At 49.0% G+C, this 25,226-nt stretch carries 18 protein-coding genes; 14 read left to right on the forward strand and 4 right to left on the reverse strand.

Going from position 1 to position 25,226, the window contains the following annotated elements:
- The first annotated feature begins 99 nt into the window (after positions 1–99).
- From RT717_RS15480 to RT717_RS15490, 3 genes are all read left to right on the forward strand, one after another.
- A complete protein-coding gene (locus tag RT717_RS15480) occupies positions 100–2,136 on the forward strand; it encodes an OmpA family protein (RefSeq protein ID WP_317487292.1) in 2,037 nt (678 codons plus the stop codon).
- Between the two features lie 574 nt (positions 2,137–2,710).
- Complete coding sequence (locus RT717_RS15485; RefSeq protein WP_317487293.1) at positions 2,711–3,895, forward strand: aspartate aminotransferase family protein; 1,185 nt, start codon at positions 2,711–2,713, stop codon at positions 3,893–3,895.
- A gap of 62 nt (positions 3,896–3,957) precedes the next feature.
- The gene (locus RT717_RS15490; protein WP_317487294.1) at positions 3,958–5,478 is read left to right on the forward strand and encodes a bifunctional GNAT family N-acetyltransferase/carbon-nitrogen hydrolase family protein; all 1,521 of its coding nucleotides are present in this window, start codon (positions 3,958–3,960) and stop codon (positions 5,476–5,478) included.
- 115 nt (positions 5,479–5,593) lie between these two features.
- Here RT717_RS15490 and RT717_RS15495 read toward each other — a convergent pair whose 3' ends face one another.
- The gene (locus RT717_RS15495) at positions 5,594–6,892 is read right to left on the reverse strand and encodes a Gfo/Idh/MocA family protein (protein ID WP_317487295.1); all 1,299 of its coding nucleotides are present in this window, start codon (positions 6,890–6,892) and stop codon (positions 5,594–5,596) included.
- A gap of 343 nt (positions 6,893–7,235) precedes the next feature.
- On the opposite strand from RT717_RS15495, the gene RT717_RS15500 reads away from it, so the two are divergent.
- The 5 genes from RT717_RS15500 to RT717_RS15520 all read left to right on the forward strand — a co-directional run bounded on the left by RT717_RS15500 (position 7,236) and on the right by RT717_RS15520 (position 11,431).
- Positions 7,236–7,547: a hypothetical protein gene (locus RT717_RS15500; protein ID WP_317487296.1), complete on the forward strand. Its 312-nt coding sequence runs from the start codon at positions 7,236–7,238 to the stop codon at positions 7,545–7,547.
- A gap of 210 nt (positions 7,548–7,757) precedes the next feature.
- A complete protein-coding gene (locus tag RT717_RS15505) occupies positions 7,758–8,264 on the forward strand; it encodes a TlpA disulfide reductase family protein (protein WP_317487297.1) in 507 nt (168 codons plus the stop codon).
- Entirely contained in the window at positions 8,264–8,566 is a 303-nt protein-coding gene (locus RT717_RS15510; protein ID WP_317487298.1) for a DsrE family protein, read from the forward strand. Before RT717_RS15505 ends, RT717_RS15510 begins: the two co-directional genes overlap by 1 nt.
- A 176-nt stretch (positions 8,567–8,742) precedes the next feature.
- On the forward strand, positions 8,743–9,207 hold the full coding sequence (locus RT717_RS15515) for a (2Fe-2S)-binding protein (RefSeq protein ID WP_317487299.1): 465 nt from the start codon (positions 8,743–8,745) through the stop codon (positions 9,205–9,207).
- A 10-nt stretch (positions 9,208–9,217) separates the two neighbouring features.
- Positions 9,218–11,431, forward strand: coding sequence for a xanthine dehydrogenase family protein molybdopterin-binding subunit (locus RT717_RS15520; RefSeq protein ID WP_317487300.1), 2,214 nt, complete (start codon positions 9,218–9,220; stop codon positions 11,429–11,431).
- 254 nt (positions 11,432–11,685) lie between these two features.
- On the opposite strand, the gene RT717_RS15525 is transcribed toward RT717_RS15520, so the two are convergent.
- The 3 genes from RT717_RS15525 to RT717_RS15535 form a co-directional block, all read right to left on the reverse strand.
- Positions 11,686–13,512 (reverse strand): FG-GAP repeat domain-containing protein, encoded by a 1,827-nt coding sequence (locus RT717_RS15525; RefSeq protein ID WP_317487301.1) that lies wholly within the window; start codon positions 13,510–13,512, stop codon positions 11,686–11,688.
- Between the two features lie 554 nt (positions 13,513–14,066).
- On the reverse strand, positions 14,067–15,428 hold the full coding sequence (locus tag RT717_RS15530) for a glycoside hydrolase family 140 protein (RefSeq protein ID WP_317487302.1): 1,362 nt from the start codon (positions 15,426–15,428) through the stop codon (positions 14,067–14,069).
- A gap of 78 nt (positions 15,429–15,506) precedes the next feature.
- Positions 15,507–16,328, reverse strand: a complete 822-nt coding sequence (locus RT717_RS15535) for a universal stress protein (RefSeq protein ID WP_317487303.1) — start codon at positions 16,326–16,328, stop codon at positions 15,507–15,509.
- A 200-nt stretch (positions 16,329–16,528) separates the two neighbouring features.
- Here RT717_RS15535 and RT717_RS15540 point away from each other — a divergent pair, with 200 nt between their 5' ends.
- From RT717_RS15540 to RT717_RS15565, 6 genes are all read left to right on the forward strand, one after another.
- Positions 16,529–17,932 (forward strand): hypothetical protein, encoded by a 1,404-nt coding sequence (locus tag RT717_RS15540; protein ID WP_317487304.1) that lies wholly within the window; start codon positions 16,529–16,531, stop codon positions 17,930–17,932.
- A 122-nt stretch (positions 17,933–18,054) separates the two neighbouring features.
- On the forward strand, positions 18,055–19,599 hold the full coding sequence (locus tag RT717_RS15545) for an alpha-N-arabinofuranosidase (protein WP_317487305.1): 1,545 nt from the start codon (positions 18,055–18,057) through the stop codon (positions 19,597–19,599).
- Between the two features lie 70 nt (positions 19,600–19,669).
- Complete coding sequence (locus tag RT717_RS15550; protein WP_317487306.1) at positions 19,670–21,355, forward strand: ribulokinase; 1,686 nt, start codon at positions 19,670–19,672, stop codon at positions 21,353–21,355.
- Positions 21,355–22,053 carry an L-ribulose-5-phosphate 4-epimerase gene (locus tag RT717_RS15555; protein WP_317487307.1) on the forward strand — a complete coding sequence of 233 codons (699 nt, stop codon included), beginning with the start codon at positions 21,355–21,357 and terminating at the stop codon, positions 22,051–22,053. The genes RT717_RS15550 and RT717_RS15555 overlap by 1 nt, the downstream gene beginning before the upstream one ends.
- A gap of 11 nt (positions 22,054–22,064) precedes the next feature.
- Positions 22,065–23,555 carry an L-arabinose isomerase gene (gene araA / locus RT717_RS15560; RefSeq protein ID WP_317487308.1) on the forward strand — a complete coding sequence of 497 codons (1,491 nt, stop codon included), beginning with the start codon at positions 22,065–22,067 and terminating at the stop codon, positions 23,553–23,555.
- A 48-nt stretch (positions 23,556–23,603) separates the two neighbouring features.
- Positions 23,604–25,220 carry a sodium:solute symporter gene (locus tag RT717_RS15565; RefSeq protein WP_317487309.1) on the forward strand — a complete coding sequence of 539 codons (1,617 nt, stop codon included), beginning with the start codon at positions 23,604–23,606 and terminating at the stop codon, positions 25,218–25,220.
- Positions 25,221–25,226: the final 6 nt, after the last annotated feature.

Consider the following 25,226-nt stretch of genomic DNA (forward strand, 5'->3'; position numbering starts at 1 on the left):
AAGAACAAGGTCATCCGACACAGGTAAGTAGGGTACCCTAAAGTCAACTTTTGGGGGTATCAAGCGCCATACCTTTGAGATATCAAAACTCTCAACGATATGAATCGCATACTTACATCACTTGCTCTACTTCTTCTAACGGCCGGCACAACGATCTCTCAGCAAATACAGTGGGCTTCAACAGTCGACTATCAGTACAACCAATTTGCCGATGCCGATTACTCAGGCAATACGGCCACAGGCGAACCAGATGCTTTCCCTCTTGGATTTTTAAATCCACGGGCATTCAGACTAAAAGATGAAAAAGCTTTCGGCTCATTAATGCTTGAGTTTGAGAAGCCACAGACTGTTCAGCAGCTTGCCATCGTGGAGAGCTACATGCCAGGCAGGGTTACCAAAATTGCTCTTCTGGACGAGGTTGGTAACAAATATCCTATCTACAATAAAGAGGCCGCTGATATTAACGAAAAATTTCGCACGCTGCTTATCAGCATCCCAGTTACCCATTATGCAGTAAAGCGTGTTGAAATAGTAGTAGACACAGAAACTATCGAAGGATGGGCGCAAATAGATGCCGTAGGAATATCAAACACGGCTTCGGCATCAGACATAAAAAAATCACTTCAGGAAAAATACGGAAGGCTTAATTTCAAAGACGAAATCTTTTTCACTACAGCCAAAGAAAACCTCGGCGAGACTGTCAACTCACTTTTCCCCGAAGCCAAACCGATCATCTCTGCTGATGGAAAGACACTTTACTTTGCCAGACAAAATAGTGAAGGAAATGTTGGTGGTCAGTCGGACGACCAGGACATCTACGTGTCCTACTTCGAAAACGGAGCATGGACTGAAGCAGAAAATATTGGTGAACCTTTGAACGACAGGTTTGCGAATGGTGTGTGCAGTGTTAGCCCAGATGGTAACACCCTCCTGCTGATGAATTCCTACAGCACGGCGGGTGCTACCGAGCGGGGTGTGTCTATCTCAAGAAAAACACCTTACGGATGGGAGGCTCCATCACCAGTAGCCATCAACAACTTTGAACCAAAAGGGAAATACCTCGACTTCTTTATGAGCGCCAGCGAGGAGGCTTTGATCATGGCCTACCAGTCAAAAAACGGAGGGTACGGTGATCAGGATCTTTATGTGAGCATAAAGCAAGGCAACAACACTTATGCGAAGCCAAGAAATCTTGGTAAAATACTTAACACTAACAAAGCTGAGTTCAGTCCTTTTCTTGCCCCTGACAACAAGACTTTATACTTCGCCAGCAACGGTCACGGTGGTATGGGTGGCAGCGACATATTCTACACAAAGAGACTTGACGACACCTGGACTAACTGGAGCACACCAGTAAACATGGGCTCGAACATCAACACAGCCGAATGGGATGCTTACTACTCAATTTCAGCCGATGGCAGCAAGGCATTCTTTACTTCGAGCGACGAGAATAGCATTGGAGCAAGAGACATCTACTCTATTTCTTTAGAAAACGAGTTGAAGCCAGAACCTGTCATGCTGGTAAGAGGCAAAGTATTCAACAGCGAAACCAACGAGCCTATCATGGCCGACATCGTCTTCGAAACCTACTTTGAAGGTGTAAAAGAGGGAATGGCAAGCCCCAACAGCAAGACAATGGAATACAAGGCTATTCTAAGCCGTGGTAACAAATACAGAATCCTGGCTTACGCAGAAGGTTACATGCCACTCGACATTGCTATCGACGTGCAGGCATTCGATACTTACACTGAGCTTTACAAGGACATCTACCTGGACCCGATAGCGCTTGGCGACCTGATCACATTCAACAACATCCTTTTCAATAAATCAACTCCTGAACTACTACCTGAGTCTGGCACAGACCTGGCCATGCTGGAGACACTTCTAAGAGAGAATCCTAATATGGTAGTTGAGCTGGCAGGACACACCGACAGCTGGGGCGACGTTAGTAAAAATTTCAAACTGTCTCAGGAGCGTGTAGAAGTGGTGAAAAACTACCTGGCTATGAGAGGCATTGACGCCAAAAGATTGCAGGCAAAAGGTTACGGAGGCAGCCAGCCAGTGGCAAGCAACGCCACCGAAGAATCGAGACAGCTTAACCGACGAGTAGAAATTAAAGTATTAAAGATCCAGTGATGGAAAGAGAGTAGTTTACTAGAAAGGACCCCGGCAGTGTCGGGGTTCTTTTTTTGTATACAGTGTAGCAGTGTCGACGCCGCCCCCAGCGGTCAGACACAGTTGGATTACCACCCTGAAAACGTTCATAGCAATGGCTTGGTGCCAACAACCCGGCGGCTGACGGCTCCAGCGCTTTATCCCTCTGGCCGTACCGACGCCTGGCCATAGCAGCGGCCCGATCATCAGCAGTGTCCGTACCGCCCTTAGCGGTCAGGCACAGTTGGATTACCCTTCTGAAAACGCTCTTACCAAAGGCTTGGTGCCAACAACCCGGCGGCTGACGGCTCCAGCGCTTTATCCCTCTGGCCGTACCGACGCCTGGCCATAGCAGCGGCCCGATCATCAGCAGTGTCGGTACCGTTCCAGCGGTCAGGCACAGTTGGATTACCTTTCTGCGAATGCTCCTACCTAATGGATTTAGCACCAGCAACCCGGCAACCGACGGCTCCAATGCAATAGCCTTCTGACCGTACCGACGCCTGGCCGGAGAGGAGGCCTGTTGAATTGCCTCATTTCTCCCTACCTTTGCCCCATGCTTTCCAACAGACAACTCTTTCAGCAGCATCTCGCCCAAACTTCCGAGTTTCCTTTAATGACCGAAGTAGAAAAAGCCGAAGGCATTTACCTCTACACCCCGGAGGGTAAAAGAATCATCGACCTGATCTCGGGCATTGGCGTTAGCAATATCGGGCACCGCCACCCCAAAGTGGTGGCCGCCATCAAAGCGCAGGTAGACAAATATCTGCATGTGATGGTTTACGGAGAGTTTGTCGAAAGCCCGCAGGTGAAGCTGGCCAAAGCTTTATCAGACACACTTCCAGCCCCTCTCGATAATATCTTTCTGGTCAACTCGGGCAGCGAGGCAGTGGAGGGCGCTCTCAAACTCGCCAAGCGCTTCACAGGAAAACCTAACCTGGTCTCCTGCTTCTCATCTTACCACGGCAGTAGCCACGGCGCATTATCGGTAACCGGCGACGAAGGCTTCAAACAAAAGTTCAGGCCACTATTGCCAGGCGTCAGGCATATCACTTTTGGTCACATCCCCGACCTGAATGTGATCGATGAGTACACTGCTGCGGTCATCATCGAAACGGTGCAAGGTGAAGCTGGCGTAAAATCCGCTGGCCGGGAGTATTTCAAAGCCTTAAGGCAGCGATGCACCGAAGCGGGTGCCTTACTCATATTAGACGAAATTCAATGCGGCTTTGGCAGGACTGGCAGCTTCTGGGCATTTGAGCAGTATGACATTGTGCCGGACATTGTGGTAGCGGCTAAGGGTATGGGCGGCGGCATGCCCATAGGCGCCTTTATGTCTTCGAAAAAAGTCATGCATGTGCTTACCGACAACCCTGTGCTTGGGCACATCACCACCTTTGGGGGGCATCCCGTTTCTGCAGCGGCTTCGCTGGCCACCCTTGAAGTAATTCAGGAACAAAAACTATTTGCTCAGGCTGAGAACAAAGCAATGCTTTTTAAAAAGCTCCTGAAGCATCCTTTTATTCGGGAAATTAGAAACAATGGGCTAATGATGGCGGTTCAGTTTGAAAGTTTTGATATACTTAAACCAATTCTCGATCTTTGCCTTGAACGAGGTGTGCTTTCAGACTGGTTCCTGTTCAACAACAGTGCCATGCGAATTGCTCCACCACTTACCATAGACACCAGGGAGATCGGGGAAGCCTGCGACATAATATTGGGCGCTATCAAAGACGCCTAGCCCGGGTGTTGTAATCATCAAAACAATAATTAACATTAGTAGCCATCAAGGCTCGTCTATTTATGGAAGACATAGGAAAAGTAGAACTTCGTGCTTTAAAATCATCTGACTATCAGGGTCTGAAAGACTCCATGATTGCTGCCTACCCCAATTGGCCAGGTGCGTTTTGGGGTGAAAAGCATATTGAGACCCTTCTCAGAATATTCCCAAAGGGCCAAATAGCCATATTCGTTGACGATGAACTTGCCGGATGCGCCCTATCACTTATCGTCACCTACGACCACTTTGGTGATGCGCATACATACGAGGAGATTACTGGTAAATATACCTTCAACACACACAATCCTAAAGGGGATGTGCTATATGGCATCGATCTGTTTATCAAGCCGGAATACAGAGGCCTTAGACTAGGGCGAAGACTTTATGACGCCCGGAAGTCGCTTTGTGAAGACCTCAATCTAAAAGCCATCATCTTCGGTGGTAGAATTCCAAAGTACCATGAGTATGCCAAAGACTTCAGCCCTAAGGAGTATATCCAGAAGGTCAAGTTCAAAGAGATTTACGACCCTACCCTTACTTTTCAGTTATCGAACGACTTTCACGTAAAGAAGGTACTGAAAGATTACCTTCCAGGCGATAAGGAGTCGAAAGATTATGCTGTTTTGCTGCAATGGGACAATATCTATTATGAAAAGGCCAACTCAAGAAAGCTGCTGGACAAGTCAATTGTCCGCCTTGGGCTAGTGCAATGGCAGATGCGCCTTTATAAAGACATTGACGACCTTTTCGAGCAGGTAGAGTTTTTCGTGGACGCAACTTCTGCTTACAAAAGTGACTTTTGCCTGTTTCCGGAGTTCTTCAATGCGCCGCTGATGGCTGCTCACAATAATTTGAGTGAGGCAGCCGCCATCAGAAAGTTGGCAGAATACACCGACGAGATAAGAGACAGGTTTATCCAGCTGGCAATAAGCTACAATGTTAACATCATCACCGGCAGTATGCCTTCCATGCGGGGCGAAAAGCTTTTCAACGAAGGCTTTGTTTGTAGAAGAAATGGCACTTACGATAGTTACGAGAAGATCCACGTCACTCCCGACGAAGCCAAGTTTTGGGGGCTGACCGGCGGCAACAAGGTGGAAGTTTTCGAAACGGATTGTGGCCCTATTGGTGTGCTTATCTGCTACGATTCTGAGTTTCCCGAGCTTTCGAGGATACTGGCCGCCCAGGGGATGAAAATACTTTTTGTTCCCTTCCTCACCGACACACAGAATGGCTACGGTAGGGTGCGCTACTGCTGTCGGGCCAGAGCAATAGAAAATGAATGTTATGTAGCTATTGCCGGCAGCGTAGGTAACCTGCCTAAGGTGTCGAACATGGACATTCAGTTCGCACAGTCAGCTGTGTTCACGCCCAGCGATTTCTCTTTCCCTACCAACGGCATCAAGGCCGAAGCAACACCCAACACGGAGATGATCCTCGTGGCAGACGTCGACCTGGACCTGCTCAAAGAGCTGCACAACTTTGGCTCAGTGCGCAACCTGAAGGATAGAAGGACTGATATTTATGATGTGATTAAGAAGTAAGGAAGGTCTTCCTTACTTTCTCACCCCAAGTCGCCATGCGAGTTTTCCCCTCTCCCATTAGGAAAGGGGGTAGAAATCCTGCGGATTTTGAGGGGGTGAGGTGTAGTCTCCCAAATCAAACAGGATACTCATACCCCTTCCGGTACTCCCTCGAAAGCAGCTTGTTCGCCTCGGGGTCGTTGATTACTTCCTGCTTGTCGCCGTCCCATTCGATACTGCGACCTGCCTTGGCAGATACCATCGCCAGCAAACTGATATTAGTAGCCAGCTGTCCGTTTAGCATCGGATTAATGGTAGTACCCTTCGTTTCAATGGATTTCAGGAAATCAGTCCATAGCTCTTTGATGTTTTGCTGATCGGGTTCGTGCAGCACAGGATCAACATGGATAATCTCTTTGTTCTTGTTGACAGGGTAAAACGTCCAGCCATCGATCCAGCCAAGATGCAGCACACCTTCGGTGCCGTAGAAATAGCAGCCCACATCCGGCCCTTCCTGGCGGTTGCCGGCATAGTTACGATTTTCCCAGTGTAGCGTAAATGATTCGAAGTCGTACACGGCAATTTGGGTATCAGCTGCATCTGTACTGTCTTCTTTTATCCTGCGGGCTGTGCTTGAGTAAATTCTTTTAGGTGCTTTCTCCTCTGTCCACCAAAGCACCTGATCGAACCAGTGCACCCCCCAGTCGCTGATGGTGCCATTGGCAAAGTTGAGGTGCTGGCGGAAGCCTCTCGGGTGAATGGTCTTATTGAAGGGAACCAACTGAGCCGGCCCGCAATACATATCCCAGTCCATACCCTCCGGGGCTTCCGAATTGGGTGTAATCTGGCCCGGACCGCCGCCATAGTTGATGAAGCATTTCACACTGCCAATTTTCCCCAGCTTACCCGAGCGCAAAAACTCATTGGCAGAGATATTGTGCGGCGATGCTCTACGATGTAGACCTATTTGCACCACTTTTCCTGAAGCAGCCGCAGCCTTTACCATGGCCTTTCCTTCGTTGATGGTGTGACAAATGGGTTTTTCGCAATAGACATGGGCGCCGCCTTTCAAAGCATCAATCGCAGCCAGGGCATGCCAGTGATCAGGTGTGGCCACAATCACAATCTCCGGCTTCTCCTTCCGGAGCATTTCCCGATAGTTGGTATAAGGCTTCGGCTTATTGCCTGTCAGCTTTTCCACTTTTTCAATGGCAGGCATCAGCTGGTTTTTGTCTACGTCGGCCATAGCCACCACTTTGCTTCTGCCAGAAGCCATGGCCTCTCCGAGAATATTCATCCCCCACCAGCCGGAGCCTATCAGCGCCACTTTGTAGGTAGCTTGTTGCCGGGCAATGCCCATCAATGGCATGGCGGAAAAAACAGTGCTGGCAGCTATACCAGCCGAAGTAGTTTTGATAAAATTGCGTCTGTCCATGGGTGTGTTGGTAGCTAGTGACTATATCCTGGCAGAAATTACGAAATATCCATTTTTCTTACCAAAGGATATTTACAGACGGCCATTCTCGCTATTGAAAGCGCTTCAGGAAGCCACTTATTGCAGGAGACTTTCCGAAAGCAAGTCAAAACGCTACAGCGATTATGAACTGATAACAAATCATACCGGAGTTGTTTACGTTTTTTGGGAAAGTTGACCCTTTTGTGACTAAAGTCACCAACCTTCCTTCTATATCATCGTTACATTCGGCATTGATCCAGCCAGTTACGCCATCAGGTATTTTCTCTCCATAACACTTCTGCTCATCTACCTCTCAGGATGTATGATGCCCTTCATGTCACCTATAGTGGCAGAAGATCCCCATGCAGCAAACACCCTGTTGTTTAGTAAACTGTGTAAGAAAAAAACTAACCGGCAACCTTCCGCCACCGTTGTCAGCGAGTTCAGTGCCTCAGACAGCTATGCCGTCACTATTGCGTGTATGTCGGCCAACGAAATATCATTTTTCGATGCAGGACAAAAAGTGGCACCTCAGATAGAAAGTACCATTCTTTCTCTTGTGATGGTCAATTACACACCACCAGCACTATTTGAAGAACCCTTTCCTCCACAAGTCAAGCCTCCTCTGTCTTAAGCCGCCAGTCTCTACGGCTTACATTTCATCCCTTTATTAATTCCGGAGCGCAATGCAACAGAGCGATATCAAACCAGATGTGGCTACCGCCTTGCTGCGCCCTTCATCAACTTTTGAAAAACATCACCTTCAATCGCCTGATCAAATCTTTGAACGGCAGGAGCAAGGTTACCAAAACATTGAATTGAAATGACAAATAAATCCAAGAAAATGAAACGAAACACAGCCATATCGGCAGCCATCCTCTTGCTTGTAATAGCCGCCTACGCCTGGTCCGCAGGCAACGACAAAACAGAAGACACTCCCGCCAATTACCCCATCAGGTTCGACCTGGCAGGCCCTGACGGTCGTACCACCTCCCTGGAAAGCTTTTCCGGAAAAGTAGTCGTATTGAACTTTTGGGCCAGCTGGTGCCGACCCTGCGCCTATGAAATGCCCGATCTCCAAAAATTCCATGAGGCGTACAAAGACAAAGACGTGGTAGTGGCGGCCATTGCCCTTGATAATAATTTTGAAGCTTCTAAGGCTTTCATGAAAAAGGCAGGTTACTCCATGCCCTATTTTCGGCCCAATGGTCCGGTACCTTCTCAGTTCGAAGTGTCGGCGATTCCCGTTACTTTCGTGATCGACCAACGGGGAAATATCGTGGCCACCTACACAGGTATGACGGACTTCTCTGCCAGCTACTTCCTCGACGAAATCAAAAAGCTAATGTAATGGAACACAGGATTGTGATACAGGTAGAGCACTATGGAAGCGGACTGACAGCCAGACTGGCCGATATGCAGGCCGACCTCGGTGCAGCAAATATAGAGGTGGTACTGCATGGAGAGGCCGTCAGAGCACTTATTGGTGACGTTCAATTGCCTCTGGTGAACTCCATTATTGCATGTCAGCGGGCACTGCGCAGTCAGCAAATAGACCCTGAGCAGCTACCTGCAGGGGTGCAGGTGGTGCCTTCAGGTCTCGCTCAAATTGTCCGCAGGCAAACAGAAGGGTGGGCTTATCTCAAGCTTTAGCACAAAAAACCAGCTAGCCTGAACGCCACTGGCGGAGAACGAACCTCCGTCGCTGGCTTCAGGCATTTTTGGCAAAAACAACATGGCTGAGCATTTGAGTTCGACATTGTTTTGCTCCTACATTCAGGATTAATCCCTCATTTCCCTATCTTAGAAATCAAACCAGACGCAACACAATGCCCGCTTTCAACCTCCATATCAACGGCTCGCTGAAAACAGTCGATACCGAACCAGACACTCCCCTACTCTACGTACTTCGGGACGATCTCGGGCTGAACGGACCTAAATTCGGCTGCGGACTCTCCCAGTGCGGTGCCTGCATGGTGCTGCTCGACGGACGAGCGACCACCAGCTGCATGATATCGGTTTCGTCGATCGGGGAGACTAAGATCACCACGCTTGAGGGGCTGGCGGATAGCAACGGAAAGCTGCATGCCGTGCAGGACGCTTTTGTGCAGGAGCAGGCCGCCCAGTGCGGCTATTGCCTGAACGGCATGGTGATGGCAGCAGTGGATTTGCTCAGCAAAAACCCTCAGCCCGATGAAGCTGCCATCAAAGAAGCCCTCCGGTTCAACCTGTGCCGCTGCGGCACACATACCCGTATCATCAAAGCCGTAAAACGTGCCGCAAACACTTTATAACACAGCGACCATGATCGACACCACCAGCGCCTCCAGACGAAAATTCCTCCAGCAAATCGGCTACATCAGCGTGGGGTTTCCCCTGCTCACCTCGTGCATCGGTGAGCCAGACCCCGTGATTGCTGCCCGGGAGGACTACGAAGGTGGCCTGCCGGGAAGTATGCGGGGAGCAAAAACCGTGAACGCCTGGCTGCAGGTGCTGGAAGATGGGCGCATCAGGGTGCTATCGGGTAAAGTAGAGCTGGGCCAGGGTATTCGCACGGCTATCCGGCAGGTAGCTGCTGAAGAGCTCGATATGGAACTCGACATGGTAGAGGTACAGCTGGCGGAAACAGGACTGACACCCGACGAAGGATATACCGCCGGCAGCGGCTCAGTGCCTAACAGCGCCATGTCGGTGCGCTATGCGGCCGCTACCGCCAGACAGAAACTACTGGAGCTGGCAAGCGTCAAACTAAATACCACCGCTGACGATCTGTTACTTTATAATGGCACCATCAAAGCCAAAAAAAGCAAGGAATCACTCACGTTTGCCGAGGTGTTGGACGGCGCCCAGATAGATATGGAAGTCACCACGCCGGTAAAAATCAAAAGCAAAACGGAGCACAGGTATGTGGGCAAAGCCGTGCCCCGCACCGATATTGAAAAAATGGTGAGGGGCGAGCAGGTGTATGTGCAGGACCTCCGCTTTCCAGGCATGGTACATGCCCGGGTCATTCGTCCGGCTGGCTACAAGGCTGAGCTGATAAAAATGGATGATACCGGCCTGGCAGCCGCCGTACCGGGCGTGATAAAAACGGTCGTGAATGGCAGCTTTGTTGGGGTGATCACCGAAAAAGAATACCAGGCCGTGAAAGCCGGGCGCTACCTGAGGGAACATACGGAATGGGAGGACAACACTTCGTTTCCTGAGCAAAAGGAGTTGTACAACCATATCCGAAGCATTGCAGAACCCTCCAGTAATGTCAAAAATGAAGGCGATGTAACGGCAGCCTTTGCAAATAGCCCAACCGTTAAAGCCACCTACCGCAAGCCCTACCTCAAGCACGCTTCCATGGGCCCCGCTTGCGCTGTAGCCATGTACGATGGCGACCTCCTGCATGTCTGGTCGCACAGCCAGGGGATCTATCCTATGCGAAATGGCATTGCCGCCATGCTGGGCATGGAAACGGACAAGATCCATATCCTTGGCATACCAGGCGCTGGTTGCTACGGACACAGCACGGCCGATGACGCAGCGGCGGATGCGGCCCTGCTGGCGCTGGAGCTTCCTGGCAAGTACGTGCGGGTGCAGTGGTCAAGAACCGATGAACATACCTGGGAGCCTTATGGCTCGGCGATGATCATGGAAGTGGAAGCCAGTCTGGATGCGGAAGGCAAGATCACCGGCTGGAAATCTGATGTGTGGACCGATAGCCATAGCTGCCGGCCCAATGGTGATGCCGGCACCCTACTCGACGCCCGGTACATCACCAACCCCGTGCAAATGAAGTCGAGGGGCTACCTGGCCGGAGGCCACCGCAATGCCGATCCGTACTACGCCATTCCCAATATGCAGGTGAATGCGCACTTTTTCGATGGGCCCTTGCGGGTATCTTCCCTGAGGAGCCTGGGGGCTTATACCACCATTTTTGCCATTGAATGCCTGATGGACGAGCTCGCAGAAAAAGCAGGCAAGGACCCACTCGATTTTCGCATCGCCCATTTGACCGATGAACGGGCAGTGGCTGTGATCCAAAAGCTCAGAGAAATGACGGCCCGGGAAACATTGGTCGACGGAGAAGGACTCGGCTATGCCTTTAGCCGGTATAAGAATACAGCGGCCTACGCAACAGTAGCAGCCAGGGTGGCGGTAGACAAAACCTCCGGCAAAGTGGCTGTAAAAAAGATGTGGGCGGCCGTGGATGTAGGCGAGGTGATCAATGTGGATGGCCTCACCAACCAGCTGGAGGGCGGCATGATCCAGGCAGCCAGCTGGACACTAATGGAAGAAGTGACGTTCACAGACAACGAAATCACCAGCAAAGACTGGAGCACCTACCCTATTTTCCGATACCCGGATATTCCCGAAGTAGAAGTAGCCCTCATCGACCGACCTGACGAACCGGCAGAAGGTGGAGGGGAAGTATCCATGCCTCCTTCAGGCGCAGCCATAGCCAATGCGGTGTATAAGGCGAGTGGGAAGAGGGTGTATGAGTTACCGATTGGGGTGAGGAAAGTGTGAGGGCTGGCTCCTAATTCGATTGCCAGAGCCATTATTTTATCAAATTGTAGTCACTGATAAGAAGTTGAGCGGAGAGGTTGAGCCGCTCCGCAAGGATTCTCACCATCTCAATCGTTAACTTTTTTCTTTTGTTGAGAATTTCGGATAACCTGCTTTTTCACCCAATAACACCCACGATGTTTTTTTTGCTTTGCCTACATTTCCTCCATTCTGATCTTAATGGCCATTCAAATTATAAGAGATGCCTCATAAGATCAGTGATTGATCCAGACTTTATTAGGCAGATTGTTTGCATGCACAACAAAAGCGTCTAAATCTCCATCTCCATCTAAATCACCCAGGGAGCCCCCGACAATGGCCGAGCCACCCAAAGACTGCTCCGTATCGGTGAAGAACCCATTTCCATCATTGAACCATACCACACTGTTAAAGTAATTTGTCACAAAAATATCGAGGTCTCCATCGCCATTCAGGTCACCGAGAGATACATTTTGGCTAGTTGAGCCACCCAATGACTGGCTGCTTTCTGTGAAGGTTCCATGTCCGTTATTGAACCACACCTTATCAGGTTGGGAATTATTAACCACATAAGCATCAAGGTCGCCATCCATATCTAAATCGCCTAACGAAACGTCAAAGCTATAAGCGTTTCCTAATGATTGGCCGCTATTTGTGAATGCGCCGTTTCCATCATTAAGCCAGACTCTATCAGGTTCCTGATAATTAACAACAAAAGCATCCAAGTCGCCATCACCGTCCAAATCGCCTAGTGAAACATCGTTGCTTCTCGAATCTCCTAAAGATTGACCGCTGTCGGTGAATGAGCCAAATCCGTCATTGATCCACACTTTGTTACTTTTTGTACTAAATGTGGGGTGAAGATCGTTTGCTACAAATGCATCCAAATCCCCGTCTCCATCCAGGTCTCCAAGTGCAACACCCAAACTCTTTTCAATTCCCAGTTCCTGGCCGCTGTCGGTGAAGTTGCCACTACCGTCATTCGTCCATATTTTGTTCGGTTGGGTGCTGTTTACCTCAAAGGCATCTAAATCTCCGTCTGAATCCAGGTCACCTAAGGCTACGGCATAACTGTTCGAAGTTCCTAATAACTGACCACTGTCGGTGAACGAGCCATCACCATTATTAACCCAGATCTTGTTGGGTTGCCCTACATTTACTACGAAGGCATCCAGGTCGCCATCCCCATCCAAATCTCTCAGCGCCACATTTTGGCTTTGCGAACTACCTAACGCCTGTCCACTATCGATAAAGAACCCTGAAGGTAGGTCGGAAGGCTTATCCGACACCAACTCAACAGTTAACGGACTTGATTCGTAATGCGCCAAACTGTCTCTGGTAAAAGTGTAATTGAAGGTGGCATATCCTTCACGTTCAATTGTCAGTTCATAAGCAGGGTATCCATCTCTGATTACTACTGAATTATTGGCAATTGCTTCTATGTGCTGATGGAATACGAAAGTGTCGCTCTCTGCTGTTAATTCTGCACTTAAAAGCTGCTCAAGTTTGCCCTTCTCAGACACATTAATATAAAATCTGAACAGGTTCACCAAAGACAAATCAAACCCTACCAGGCCAAAGTCTTCAAGTTCCAAATCTTCGGTTGACACTACTTCCACCTGCAAGTCGAGAATTTCGTCCCGGCTTATCACAAACTCAATCGGCAATGGATCACCTACATTTTGCGCCTGAAGAGAGCCCTCTTCGGGGGTCGCATATATTATATTGCTATCGACATCCAACACTAAGAATTCAGTTAAGGAATAACTGCCGACCGGAAGGCTTATTTTTTGGCTGATAAATTCACCGTTTAATTGGTATAGCTCTATTTTAGACGTTGAATACGGAGTCGATGAGCCATCGTCCTTTTTGATTGTAATCAAAATAAAAGCGGCATCGTTCAAGTCCAGTAATCTTCCGCTTCCCGACTTGTTGCCAATTTTAGGACTGAAACTAATTTCTCCAACACCATGAGGTTGCCCGGAATCATCGCCGCTACATCCAGTAATAGCGCTTATAAAGATGAATAGCCCTAAAAGTTTTGTAGTTGAATATTTTATCATAAAAAATATCTTGTGACTGTATTAATTGAATTTTCTCTCTTCCGAGAAACACAACATCGAAGATTTCTTCCTTCAAATTAAATCAGCAGTTTCTTAAAACGAACCAATATACACAACTGATCAAATATATTTACCTAATAACAATTATTTAGTCATATATTAAAATACAGAAATCAACCATTCTAACCGGCATTCATCATTCCCCGATAGTAAAATTAGAGATGGCGAACCTGCATCACACTTTATATTGTCTGCCTGCATCTGATTCTCTTAACTTTTGGTAACATAAGAAATAGGTTCAAATCCCTAATGCGCTAGCAGTTACCACAACAACATCATCTCGATGGCAAGTTATTTTGTTAATGCTAAGACAAAGTGTGGGCGTTTCAGAAACAGGAATGAGCCGAGGTGGAACCCGACGCTGAAACGGATTCACACAGCAAAACACATGGTCTGCTCGGCGGTAGATTCGGGGGATTTCTCATTGCGCTATCGATCCATTCGAAATGATGGCGTTGTGGAGGCTTTTGCGGCGAGGCTACCACGCAATCACGCTACCCCACCGCATCCAGCACCAGCACCCAGTCCATCCCCTCTCCTTTGGAGGGAGGCATAAACGCCATTTCGGGCTGTTTCTCCATTTTCACGGCAGTGGTCATTTCACCCGTGCGGGGATTGAACCACGAAACATTCAATGAGGCTCCTTTCAGGCTGGTGGTATTGAGGTTAAGTACTCTGCCAAATGGCGTGTAAACAAAAGCAAAAGTGCCCTTCGACGATCGGTTGGCACTGATGTAGTAACCTTCCATCGGGTCGTTCTCCCCAAGCACCATCGACTGGTCAGGAATGCGCTCCAGCATGGGCCGGGACTCCATCAGCTTGCGTACATAGCCCATTTGCCTGCCACCGGTCAGCTCCAGCGACTCCTTCCAGGTGTGTTGCGGCGAGTTAACCGGCTCCCGACCTTCATCATACATCTGCCACACAGCGTGGCACCCATAGGTATGCCCTGCCGCTCCGGCAAATACCTGCCAGTAAGCCAGCTTGCGCACATTGTCTGCATTGGAAACTCCGTGCTCTTTGAGGTTAAAACAAAGCGGATGCTCTTCGTAAAGAGGTTCTCCATCGAGTGTTGGTTTGGTTGGCGTCAGGTTGTAATCCCAGGTGATCTTTTCATGCCGGTTGTTTTCATAGCAGTGGCCGGTTTGGTGCATATTGAAGTCGAGCCACGGCTCACGGTGAAACCAGGTAGACGACCCGCCATTTTGGTGTGGCTGCGGGTGGTAGGTCATCAGGCCCTTGTCGTAGCCGCCCACACCTTTCGCCACGCCTTCGGCCATGGCATTCCACACGGCTATGTCGGACTCGTTTCTGGGGTTTCTGTCGCCGCCCAGTATCCAGATGATATTCCATTGGTCTTTGTACCGCTTGCCAATGTATTCACCATAGATCGCTGCATTCTTCTCGTTGAAAATCTCCGGCCCCATGCCCCAGGTGCTCTTAAAAAGCTTGTCGCCCCAGGTAGGCAACAGCCCAATGAACAACCCTTTTTCGGCCGCCTTCTGAATTACCCAATCCACGTCTTTAAAATAAGCCTCGTTGGGTTTGGTGGGGTCATTGTCAATCAACGGTTTGTTGCCCTGCCCATTGGGTGTATTGAGCCCGTCTATTTCAGCCAGCACTACTGCCTGTATCACCGTATAACCTTGCTCCTTCCTCTTCTGCAGGTAATACTCGGCATCGTCGTGGTTGAGCCTGTGAAACAGCTCCCAGGCGGTATCGCCCAGATAAAAGAAAGGGCTGCCATCGGAGTAAACCAAAAAACGGTGATTGTCGGATACTTTTAAAGGGAGTTGTTTTAGCTGACCGTAGGCCTGGATACTCAGGCTGAGGAAAAGAAGAATCAGAAGGCGCATAGGATATAAAGTTTGGGTTTGAATTTACAAATTCCTCCCAACTATTGGCTACCCTGCGTCAAAACTCAAAACAATATGTTAAAACACCAGCATCGGCACATTGGCGTGATAAGCCATGTCCTCAGTGTGGCTCTTTCTGAAAAGGTCTTTTATTGTTGATCTTGTACTTCTGCGCATCACCAGCAGGCTTCCGGGGTTTTTACCCAGGTAATGCTCAATCCCCTCGAAGTAATCATCGTAGTTACTGGAATAGTAGCTTACGTCTGCCTGAAAGATCTTCTCCTCAGCAAAGTCTTTCATACCTCTCCATTTCAGCTCAAAGTCTTTGGTTTCTTCCTCTTTGATGTGGGCAATAACGATACCTAGCCCAAGCTTTCCTGCCAGATCGTCCACACTTTCCAGCAGGGCGATGTCCTTGTCTTTCAGGCTGGTGGCAAAAACCAGGTTTTTCACCTTTCCAAAGTCAGCTTTGGGTGGTATCACCAGCACAGGCTTGACCGATTTATGGATCACATCAGCTGTGCGGCTGCCGAGGAAAAATCGTTTAAGGCCACTTGCTCCCATGGTAGGCATGAGCACCAGATCGGCAGCATACTGCCTGGTTGCTCTCAATATACCTTCCGACACTTCCCCTTCCAGAATATGCATGTCGAGGTTCAACTCATCGGCAGAGGTAGTGGTCTGGTAAAGCTCCTCAACAAGCGCTTTGAGTTGCGCCCGGGCCTGCTTTTCCATCGCCTTTTTGTTTTCTTCCTGTCGGGAAGCAAAATCATAGGGTACCTCCAGCGTGTGAATGAGACTCATATGCGCCTTCAGTTTGTACTGAAGGGCCAGGGCAAAATGCAACGCTGTTTTAGAGTTGTCTGAAAAATCGAATGGCAAAAGAAGCTCCCTTATCATGGCCAAAAATTTATGCGAAAAGTTAGATATTCTACATACAATAAACAGCTTCAGCAGATCAATAATTCATTAATTTTTTAATATCAGCACCGTCTGCATTGGTTTTGTCTTCTGGCAAGCCTAAATTTATCATGTGCAGAAATCTGGCTTGAATACAACAGAAAATGCGAGCCGATGCGAAAAGAAATGAGTGTGGGATCATGGGTGAAAAAGAGATCAAAGAGTTGGTAAAAAAGGCCGTCGACGATGGGCTGTCCATCCTCCGCTATCAGGAGGAGCGGGTAGAACAGGAAGAGATTGCCGATCCATTCTCTTTCTACGAGCAGTTTCCCTTTTTGCAGTGGGCGAAAAACGGACTGCCCGACTTTAGTTACTCCTCAGTTGCCAAAATCAAATACAGCAACCTTTTTCTGAGAACCAACCGGTACAACGACATACAGTCGTGGAAAGTACTGCAGGAGGCGCTGCTCAGCAACAAGGAATATGTGGCCTTCTATGGCCTGACCGCCGAAGAAGAAGTGGCCAGAAACTATCACACCTACTTTTTCATTGCCGACCTGATCGATCATTATGCGCATGTATATGGAAAGCCGGAGTACCATGAAAAAGCGTTTGAGCCGGTATTCCAAGCATGGTATGGTGCCTGGTCGAAAAATGAACTGAAAGTGGATGTTTGGGTACCTATCCTGTTTTTGCACTTTCCTGTTGGCGAGGTCGAACTTGGCCCTGGCGTCCAGCTTCGACAAATAGACGACGCACGCCAGCTGAGCAAGGCTTATTTTGGCAGGCATCTCAACTCCAAGCTGCAGCAGGTATTTGGTTCTGCCACCCATGCACTGGTTTTTGAAGACTGGGTGGTAGACAATACTTCACTTGAAGCCAGAAACGACTTCCTCAATGGCCCCAACGCTTTCTCTGACATTATCGAGCACCTAGCCTACCTCATGGGTTCGCTCAGGGTGGTGACTGGAGAAGAAACCGGCTATGGCCAACTTTTGGTATTTCCAGCGGGTTGGTCGGATCAGTGGGCCGCTGATTTGCTTCCCTGCTTCCCCATAGAGCAGCACCATTTCCCCGCTTCTTTCCTCAACCAGAAATGGAAGCAAACACCTCCAAAAATCAAAGAAAAAGACGTTCAGGACATTGCCGACATCTATAAATCACTTTCAAAAGGTGGCCGAAAAAGCCTGGAAGTAGGTGTGCAGAAGCTGAACAGCATTTACCTGAACGACCAGTCGCCGGAAAGCATGATTGACATCCTGACGGCGCTGGAAGCCTTACTGCTTGATGAGGTACATGGCGACCCGGTGTACAAGTTGTCTATGCGGCTGGGCTCTTTATTACAAATAGCCCCATTTTCCAGAAAAGAGGCCAACGATATTTTTAAGGTGGTGGAAGCTTTGTACAAATACAAGTTAAACATATTGAAAGGAAGCAGTCACCTCAACGGCAAAGAGAGAAAGATCAGTTTTTATCCCAAAAAGAAAATTGACGTGGTGAGCTTCGGCACCGACCTGCTCCGCCACCTCCTTCTCACTTTCTTTAAAAACCCGCAAATGCAGGAACCTGCTTATCTGGACAGGCAATTGATAAAAGGGGTATGATGAAACAAGTAAAAGATTGTTAAAAATAATTTCACAGGCTACTTTAATTGTCATATTTACACTTATAATTAAAGAATCCATTATCTTCGGGTTCGACTTCTTATTTACCTACTATAAAAACTATGAGAGCCAAACTAATTTTTCTCAGCCTTCTATCCTTCCACCTTGTGTCGGCGCAAAGTCCTAACATAGTGGTGCTCAATACCGGCCAGAAAGGCGCTGTCATTAGCAAACACATTTATGGTCATTTTGCCGAACACCTCGGGCGCTGTATTTACGGCGGCTTTTACGTGGGCGAAAATGGCAGCCCTATCCCCAACACCAATGGTGTGCGCAACGACGTGGTGGCTGCACTGAAGAACCTGCAAATCCCTAACCTGCGCTGGCCCGGGGGCTGCTTTGCCGATACTTACCATTGGATGGATGGCATCGGACCAAAAGACCTTCGGCCCACCATTGTTAACCGCTGGTGGGGTGGAGTGACTGAAGACAACAGCTTCGGCACGCACGACTTCCTGAATATGTGTGAGCTATTGGAAACCGAACCCTACCTGTCTGGCAATGTGGGCAGCGGCACTGTGAAAGAGTTTGCTGACTGGATGCAATACGTGAACCACGACGGTGTGAGTCCGATGGCTAAGCTGAGAGAGGAAAATGGGCGTAAAACCCCATGGAATGTAAAGTATTGGGGCGTGGGCAACGAGGCCTGGGGCTGCGGTGGTAACATGACAGCCGAATACTACGCCAATGTATATCGCCAGTTTGCCACCTACATGAGTGGTTGGTCTAATGAGGACGGGATATGGAGGATAGCTTCCGGCGCTAGCGACGCTGACTATCACTGGACAGAAACCCTGATGAAAAACATACCAAGCAACCTGGTTGATGCTGTAGCTCTCCACCATTACTCGGTGATCAACTGGAGCAAGAAAAGCTCCGCTACCGGATTCACTGAAGAAGAGTACTTTACCACCATGCAAAGGGCCACGCAAATGGAGGAGCTGATCCAAAAGCACGTCGCCATCATGGATAAGTATGATCCGGAAAATAAAGTGGCCCTGGTAGTTGACGAGTGGGGCGGCTGGTACGATGTAGAGCCAGGTACCAACCCGGGTTTCCTATTCCAGCAAAACACCATCCGTGATGCCATGATTGCAGGTGTTACACTCAACATCTTCAATAACCACGCCGACAGGGTGAAGATGGCCAACCTGGCGCAAACCATCAACGTGCTCCAGGCGGTGATCCTGACCGACGAGGAGAAAATGATCCTCACTCCTACCTACCATGTCATGGAAATGTACAAAGTACATCAGGATGCTACGTTGATTCCCGTAAGCGTAATCAGTGGTGACTATATGTCCGGCGACAAAAAGCTGGCTGCCGTTTATGCTTCAGCGTCTGTTGATAAAAACGGCGCTACTCACCTTTCCCTTGTCAACATAGACGCATCAAAAGAACAGGAAATTACAGTGAGAGTTGGCGGTTCCAAAAGCTACAAATCCGTGGATGGAAGAGTTTTGACCTCGGCCAAGCTACAGGACCACAATACCTTCGACAAACCAGATGCTGTAAAGCCAGTCAACTTTACAGGTGCGAAACTTTCGAATGGCACATTAACGGTGAAGTTGCCTGCACATTCTGTGGCAGTGTTGGAGCTGAAGTAGCACATGGCAAAGTGACAAGTATTTGATTGTATATTACCAGACTTTCTGACTAACAAATCGCCTTAAAATAATGAGCACCCACGCTGCTTTGGTTATTGGTATTGACTATGGCACCGACTCAGTCCGGGCCTTGCTTATGAACGCCCTGAATGGAGAGGAAATTGCCACCTCAGTATTTCAGTATCCACGCTGGAAAAAGGGGCTTTACTGCGAACCTGCGAAGAATCAGTTTCGCCAGCATCCTCTTGATTATGTTGAGGGGCTGGAAGCAACAGTGAAAGACTGCCTGAAGCAGGCGGGTGCTGATGCTGCCAGCCGAGTGAAGGGAATTGCCATCGACACCACTGGATCAACTCCGGTGGCAGTAGACGCCACCGGCACTCCTCTCGCATTGCTTCCGGGCTTCGAAGAGAATCCCCATGCCATGTTCGTGCTCTGGAAAGACCATACAGGCACCCACGAGGCGGCTGAGATCAATGCCCACGCCTTGAAGTACGCCACCAACTACCTTCAATACGTGGGGGGCATCTACTCGTCAGAATGGTTTTGGGCGAAACTGCTTCGCACGCTGCGGGTGGATGAAAAGGTGCGTGCTGCATGCTACTCGTGGGTGGAGCATTGTGACTGGATTCCCTATCTGCTGACAGGGGGCAATGATGTAAGTCAAATGAAACGGGGGGTGTGCTCCGCCGGACACAAAGCGCTTTGGGCTAAAGAGTTTGGAGGCTTACCCCCTGAAGAGTTCTTTACTGAGCTGGATCCGCTCCTGACTGGATTTAGAAGCAGGCTTTTTACTGACACCTACACCTCCGACAAACCCGCAGGGCAACTGTCCAAAGACTGGGCCAATAAATTAGGACTGACAACAGACGTAGTAGTAGCCGTAGGTGCCTTCGATGCCCACATGGGCGCTGTAGGCGGTGAGATTGAACCCTACTATCTTAGCAAAGTAATGGGCACTTCTACCTGTGATATGCTGGTGGCTCCAAAAAAGCAAATGGATGGTAAACTGGTGGCAGGTATATGCGGACAAGTAGACGGATCGATCATTCCTGGCATGTATGGTTTGGAGGCAGGTCAGTCGGCATTTGGAGACACCTATGCATGGTTCAAAAACCTGCTTAGCTGGCCACTGGAAAACCTGCTCAGCGAGTCAAAAATCATCGACAAAGCTACTGCCGACAAGTTAAAAGAAGAGCTTGAAGGCCAAATGATAGAAAAACTGAGCCTCGAAGCGGCCAAACTATCATTGCAAGCTACAGACGAGATAGCAATCGATTGGTTGAATGGACGTCGCACACCCGATGCCAATCAGTTGCTGAAAGCAGGTATTGCAGGACTCAATCTGGCATCCGATGCGCCCCGCATCTTCAAAAGTCTGGTAGAAGCTACCTGCTTTGGAGCGAAAGCCATTGTCGACCGGTTTGTGGCACAGGGTGTGCCGGTAAAGGGCTTGATAGGATTGGGCGGTGTGGCCAAGAAATCGCCTTACATCATGCAAACCATGGCTGATGTGATGGGAATGCCCATTAAAATTCATAAATCGGAACAAACTTGTGCCAGAGGTGCCGCTATGTTTGCAGCGACTGCCGCCGGTCTTTACCCTATGGTAGAAGAAGCCATGGAAGCGATGGGCCAGGGTTTTGATGCTGAATACCATCCAGACCATAAAAAGCATACGATACACCAGGAGCGTTACGAGAAGTTCAAAGCGCTGGGCCACTTTATTGAAACAAAAATGACGGTTAACAATTGATGAGCAAGTACGATCACATTAGAGAGGAAGCCTTCGAAGCCAATATGCAGCTACCAAAATTGGGACTGGTGTTGTTTACATTCGGTAACGTAAGTGCAGCCGATCGCTCTCTGGGTGTCTTTGCCATTAAACCAAGCGGTGTGCCTTACGAGCAACTCAGTCCCGGGAAAATGGTGATTGTAGATTTTGATGGGAAAACCATCGACGGCAGCCTCCGGCCCTCTTCCGATACACTTACCCATGCTGTGCTATACAAACACTGGGAAAAAGTTGGCGGCATTACCCACACGCATTCTACTTACGCCACCTCATGGGCACAAAGTCAGCGTGACATACCAATATTTGGCACAACGCATGCTGATCACAATACCGTCGACATCCCATGTGCCCCCCCCATGAGTGACGACATGATCCGGGGTGATTATGAATACCAAACCGGCTTTCAAATCCTTAACTGTTTCAAAGAGAATAAATTGGATTACGAAGAAGTAGAAATGGTGCTGGTGGGCAACCACGCTCCTTTTACCTGGGGAAAAGATGCTGCTAAAGCGGTATATAACAGTGCAGTGCTCGAATCGGTTGCTCAAATGGCACTACTGACCGAGCAAATCAATCCAAAAGCGCCTCGGTTAAAAGACGCACTGATTAAAAAACATTTTGAGAGAAAACATGGCCCCAACTCCTATTACGGACAATAAGAAATCGATAGATGATTAACCTGAAAACATTAGAAGCGTGGTTCATTACCGGCAGTCAGCACCTGTACGGTGAAGAAACCCTCAAAACGGTTGCTGCCCACTCAAAGGAAATTGCAGGAGCACTGGATGCAGCCAACGGCGTGCCTGTCCGTATTGTGTATAAATCTGTTGCAACGACGCCTGAAGAGATTTACAAAATTTGTAAGGAAGCCAACGAAGCCGACAATTGCGTCGCAGTAGTGGCCTGGATGCATACCTTCTCCCCTGCCAAGATGTGGATCAACGGCCTGAAGGCATTGAAGAAGCCCATGCTTCACCTTCATACGCAATTCAACCGGGACATTCCATGGTCTACCATCGACATGGACTTCATGAACCTGAATCAGAGCGCCCATGGGGACAGAGAGTTTGGCTTTATCATGAGCCGCATGCGCCTCAATCGTAAAGTGGTGGTAGGGCACTGGCAGGACGCTAAAGTAGTCACGCAGTTGAGCGATTGGCTTAGAGTAGCTTGCGGCTGGCACGACTGGCAGGGAGCGAAATTCTGCCGCATTGGTGACAATATGCGTCAGGTAGCCGTCACCGAGGGCGACAAGGTAGAAGCTGAAATCAAGTTTGGTTACTCTGTTAATGGCTATGGTGTAGGGGATGTGGTGGCTGTTATTAACCAGGTGTCGGACAGTGCGATTGATGTGCTGTGTGGCGAGTACGAACAACAATATGCTTTAGCAGCCACTTTGAAAAAAAGCGGAGCTCAACACAGTTCATTGCGAGAAGCCGCCAGGATTGAAATTGGTTTGCGTCAGTTTCTGGAAGCCGGCTCTTTCAAAGGCTTTACCGATACTTTTGAAGACCTACATGGGCTGGTGCAGCTGCCGGGTATTGCGGCGCAGCGACTGATGGCAGATGGCTATGGGTTTGGTGCCGAGGGCGACTGGAAAACAGCTGCCCTGGTGCGTGCCATGAAGGTAATGGGAAGTGGCCTGAAAGGTGGAAATTCGTTTATGGAGGACTATACCTACCATTTCGACCCTTCCAATCCCTTAGTGCTCGGCTCTCATATGCTGGAGATTTGTCCTTCTATCGCTGATGGAAAGCCATCCTGTGAAGTACACCCACTGGGCATTGGCGGCAAAGCCGATCCCGTTCGCCTGGTGTTCAACTCGGCAGGTGGCCCGGCACTCAACGCTTCCATGATTGACATGGGCAACCGCTTCAGACTGCTCGTAAATGAAGTTGAAGCCGTTGCTCCAAAGGAGGCGTTGCCTAAGCTGCCTGTCGCCAGGGTGCTATGGAAACCCCTCCCCAACCTGAATACCGGCTGTGCTGCCTGGATTTACGCCGGAGGCGCCCACCACACCTGCTATAGTCAGAATTTAAGTGCTGAACAATTGGGTGACTTTGCAGATATTGCTGGGGTAGAATTTACTTTAATCGATAAAAATACCGAATTAAGGCAATTTAGAAATGAATTGCGCTGGAGTGAACAATGTTTTCAATAAACTTCTATTCTGAATTATAGATATACTTTAACCTTTACCTACTTACACATGAATAGTTTCGCAACGCTGGACTGGGCAGTCATCATTGGCTATTTTTTAGTCATCGCCGGACTCGCTATCTGGGTGATTTTACAAAAACAAAACAACACCGAGGACTATTTCCTGGCAGGCCGCAATATTGGTTGGTTCATCGTGGGTGCTTCCATATTTGCTTCCAATATCGGGTCGGAGCACGTGGTCGGTTTAGCTGGTGCCGGTGCCGGTGGCAAAATGCCCATGCTGATCTATGAGCTGCACGCCTGGCTGGTCATTACCATGGGGTGGGTATTTCTCCCCTTCTACATCCGAAGTGGGGTCTTCACCATGCCAGAGTTTCTTGAGCGGCGCTTTAACTCCAGCACCCGTTGGTTTCTCAGCGTGTTTTCACTTTTGGCATATGTGCTCACCAAGGTATCGGTAACCGTTTATGCGGGCGGCATTGTGATCTCTTCTATTCTGCAAATCGACTTCTGGTTTGGCGCTTTGGCTACCGTCATTCTTACCGGTATTTATACTATTCTTGGCGGCATGAAAGCTGTTGTGTATACAGAAGCACTACAGACCATTGTGCTGATCATCGGCGCAGGAACCCTTACTTTCATCGGACTCGACGCCGTAGGTGGCTGGAGTGGTATGCGTGAGTCGCTGGAGCCGGGCTACCTCAACATGTGGCGTCCACCTTCTGATCCGGATTTCCCATGGCCTAGTTTGGTGATTGCCAGCACCATTGTTGGTATCTGGTACTGGTGTACCGATCAATATATTGTGCAAAGAGTTTTGGCGGCTAAAAACATCAAAGAGGGACGTCGAGGTACTATCTTCGGCGGTCTGTTGAAGTTGCTTCCAGTTTTCCTTTTCCTGATTCCAGGTGTAGTGGCTTTGGCACTAAAAAACAGAGGCGAGCTTTCGTGGGATACCCCCGACCAGGCTTTTGCGGCCTTGCTAATGAACAGAATGCCAACAGGTCTGAAAGGGCTTGTGGCGGCCGGTTTGCTGGCAGCACTCATGAGTTCGCTGGCATCAGTTTTTAACTCTTGTTCCACGCTTTTCACCGTGGATATCTACAAAAAATTAAGGCCGGAAGCTTCCGAGAAAAAGCTGCTGAGAACCGGCCGTATCGCCACGGGTTTTGTGGTGGTACTTGGCATTATTTGGATTCCCATTATGCAAAATATTTCGGGTGTGTTGTATGAGTACCTGCAATCGGTGCAGTCGTACATTGCGCCACCTATCGCCGCCGTATTCTTGTTGGGTATTTCTTACAAACGAATCAACAGCCGGGGTGCTATGACTACGCTGGTGGTAGGCCTGGCTGTCGTATTTTTGCGTCTTGGTTTGGAGTTGGGCAGAGACTCGCTGGATCCGGGCAGCCTGCTTCATACTTTTGGGACAATGAACTTCCTGACATTCTCTTCCTGGTTCTTCCTGTTCTCTATTCTGTTGTGCATTGGCTCCAGCTTGCTAAGCCCTGCACCATCAGAGGCACAACTTCAGGGGCTCACATTCTCTACGTTATCCGAAGAGCAAAAAACAGCCAACCGTGCCAGCTACAATGTTTGGGATATCGTTTTTTCTCTTCTTGTTATAGCCATTGTAGCGTTTGTAATGATTAGCTTCGCCGAATAGTTAGCA

The organism is Imperialibacter roseus, from assembly GCF_032999765.1.
Lineage (GTDB): Bacteria > Bacteroidota > Bacteroidia > Cytophagales > Cyclobacteriaceae > Imperialibacter > Imperialibacter roseus.

Bases quoted from the DNA above. Each gene is read 5' to 3' on its own strand.
- RT717_RS15480 (WP_317487292.1), top strand. From the start codon at position 100: ATGAATCGCATACTTACATCACTTGCTCTACTTCTTCTAACGGCCGGC.
- RT717_RS15485 (WP_317487293.1), top strand. From the start codon at position 2,711: ATGCTTTCCAACAGACAACTCTTTCAGCAGCATCTCGCCCAAACTTCC.
- RT717_RS15490 (WP_317487294.1), top strand. From the start codon at position 3,958: ATGGAAGACATAGGAAAAGTAGAACTTCGTGCTTTAAAATCATCTGAC.
- RT717_RS15495 (WP_317487295.1), bottom strand. From the start codon at position 6,892: ATGGACAGACGCAATTTTATCAAAACTACTTCGGCTGGTATAGCTGCC.
- RT717_RS15500 (WP_317487296.1), top strand. From the start codon at position 7,236: ATGATGCCCTTCATGTCACCTATAGTGGCAGAAGATCCCCATGCAGCA.
- RT717_RS15505 (WP_317487297.1), top strand. From the start codon at position 7,758: ATGAAACGAAACACAGCCATATCGGCAGCCATCCTCTTGCTTGTAATA.
- RT717_RS15510 (WP_317487298.1), top strand. From the start codon at position 8,264: ATGGAACACAGGATTGTGATACAGGTAGAGCACTATGGAAGCGGACTG.
- RT717_RS15515 (WP_317487299.1), top strand. From the start codon at position 8,743: ATGCCCGCTTTCAACCTCCATATCAACGGCTCGCTGAAAACAGTCGAT.
- RT717_RS15520 (WP_317487300.1), top strand. From the start codon at position 9,218: ATGATCGACACCACCAGCGCCTCCAGACGAAAATTCCTCCAGCAAATC.
- RT717_RS15525 (WP_317487301.1), bottom strand. From the start codon at position 13,512: ATGATAAAATATTCAACTACAAAACTTTTAGGGCTATTCATCTTTATA.
- RT717_RS15530 (WP_317487302.1), bottom strand. From the start codon at position 15,428: ATGCGCCTTCTGATTCTTCTTTTCCTCAGCCTGAGTATCCAGGCCTAC.
- RT717_RS15535 (WP_317487303.1), bottom strand. From the start codon at position 16,328: ATGATAAGGGAGCTTCTTTTGCCATTCGATTTTTCAGACAACTCTAAA.
- RT717_RS15540 (WP_317487304.1), top strand. From the start codon at position 16,529: ATGGGTGAAAAAGAGATCAAAGAGTTGGTAAAAAAGGCCGTCGACGAT.
- RT717_RS15545 (WP_317487305.1), top strand. From the start codon at position 18,055: ATGAGAGCCAAACTAATTTTTCTCAGCCTTCTATCCTTCCACCTTGTG.
- RT717_RS15550 (WP_317487306.1), top strand. From the start codon at position 19,670: ATGAGCACCCACGCTGCTTTGGTTATTGGTATTGACTATGGCACCGAC.
- RT717_RS15555 (WP_317487307.1), top strand. From the start codon at position 21,355: ATGAGCAAGTACGATCACATTAGAGAGGAAGCCTTCGAAGCCAATATG.
- araA (WP_317487308.1), top strand. From the start codon at position 22,065: ATGATTAACCTGAAAACATTAGAAGCGTGGTTCATTACCGGCAGTCAG.
- RT717_RS15565 (WP_317487309.1), top strand. From the start codon at position 23,604: ATGAATAGTTTCGCAACGCTGGACTGGGCAGTCATCATTGGCTATTTT.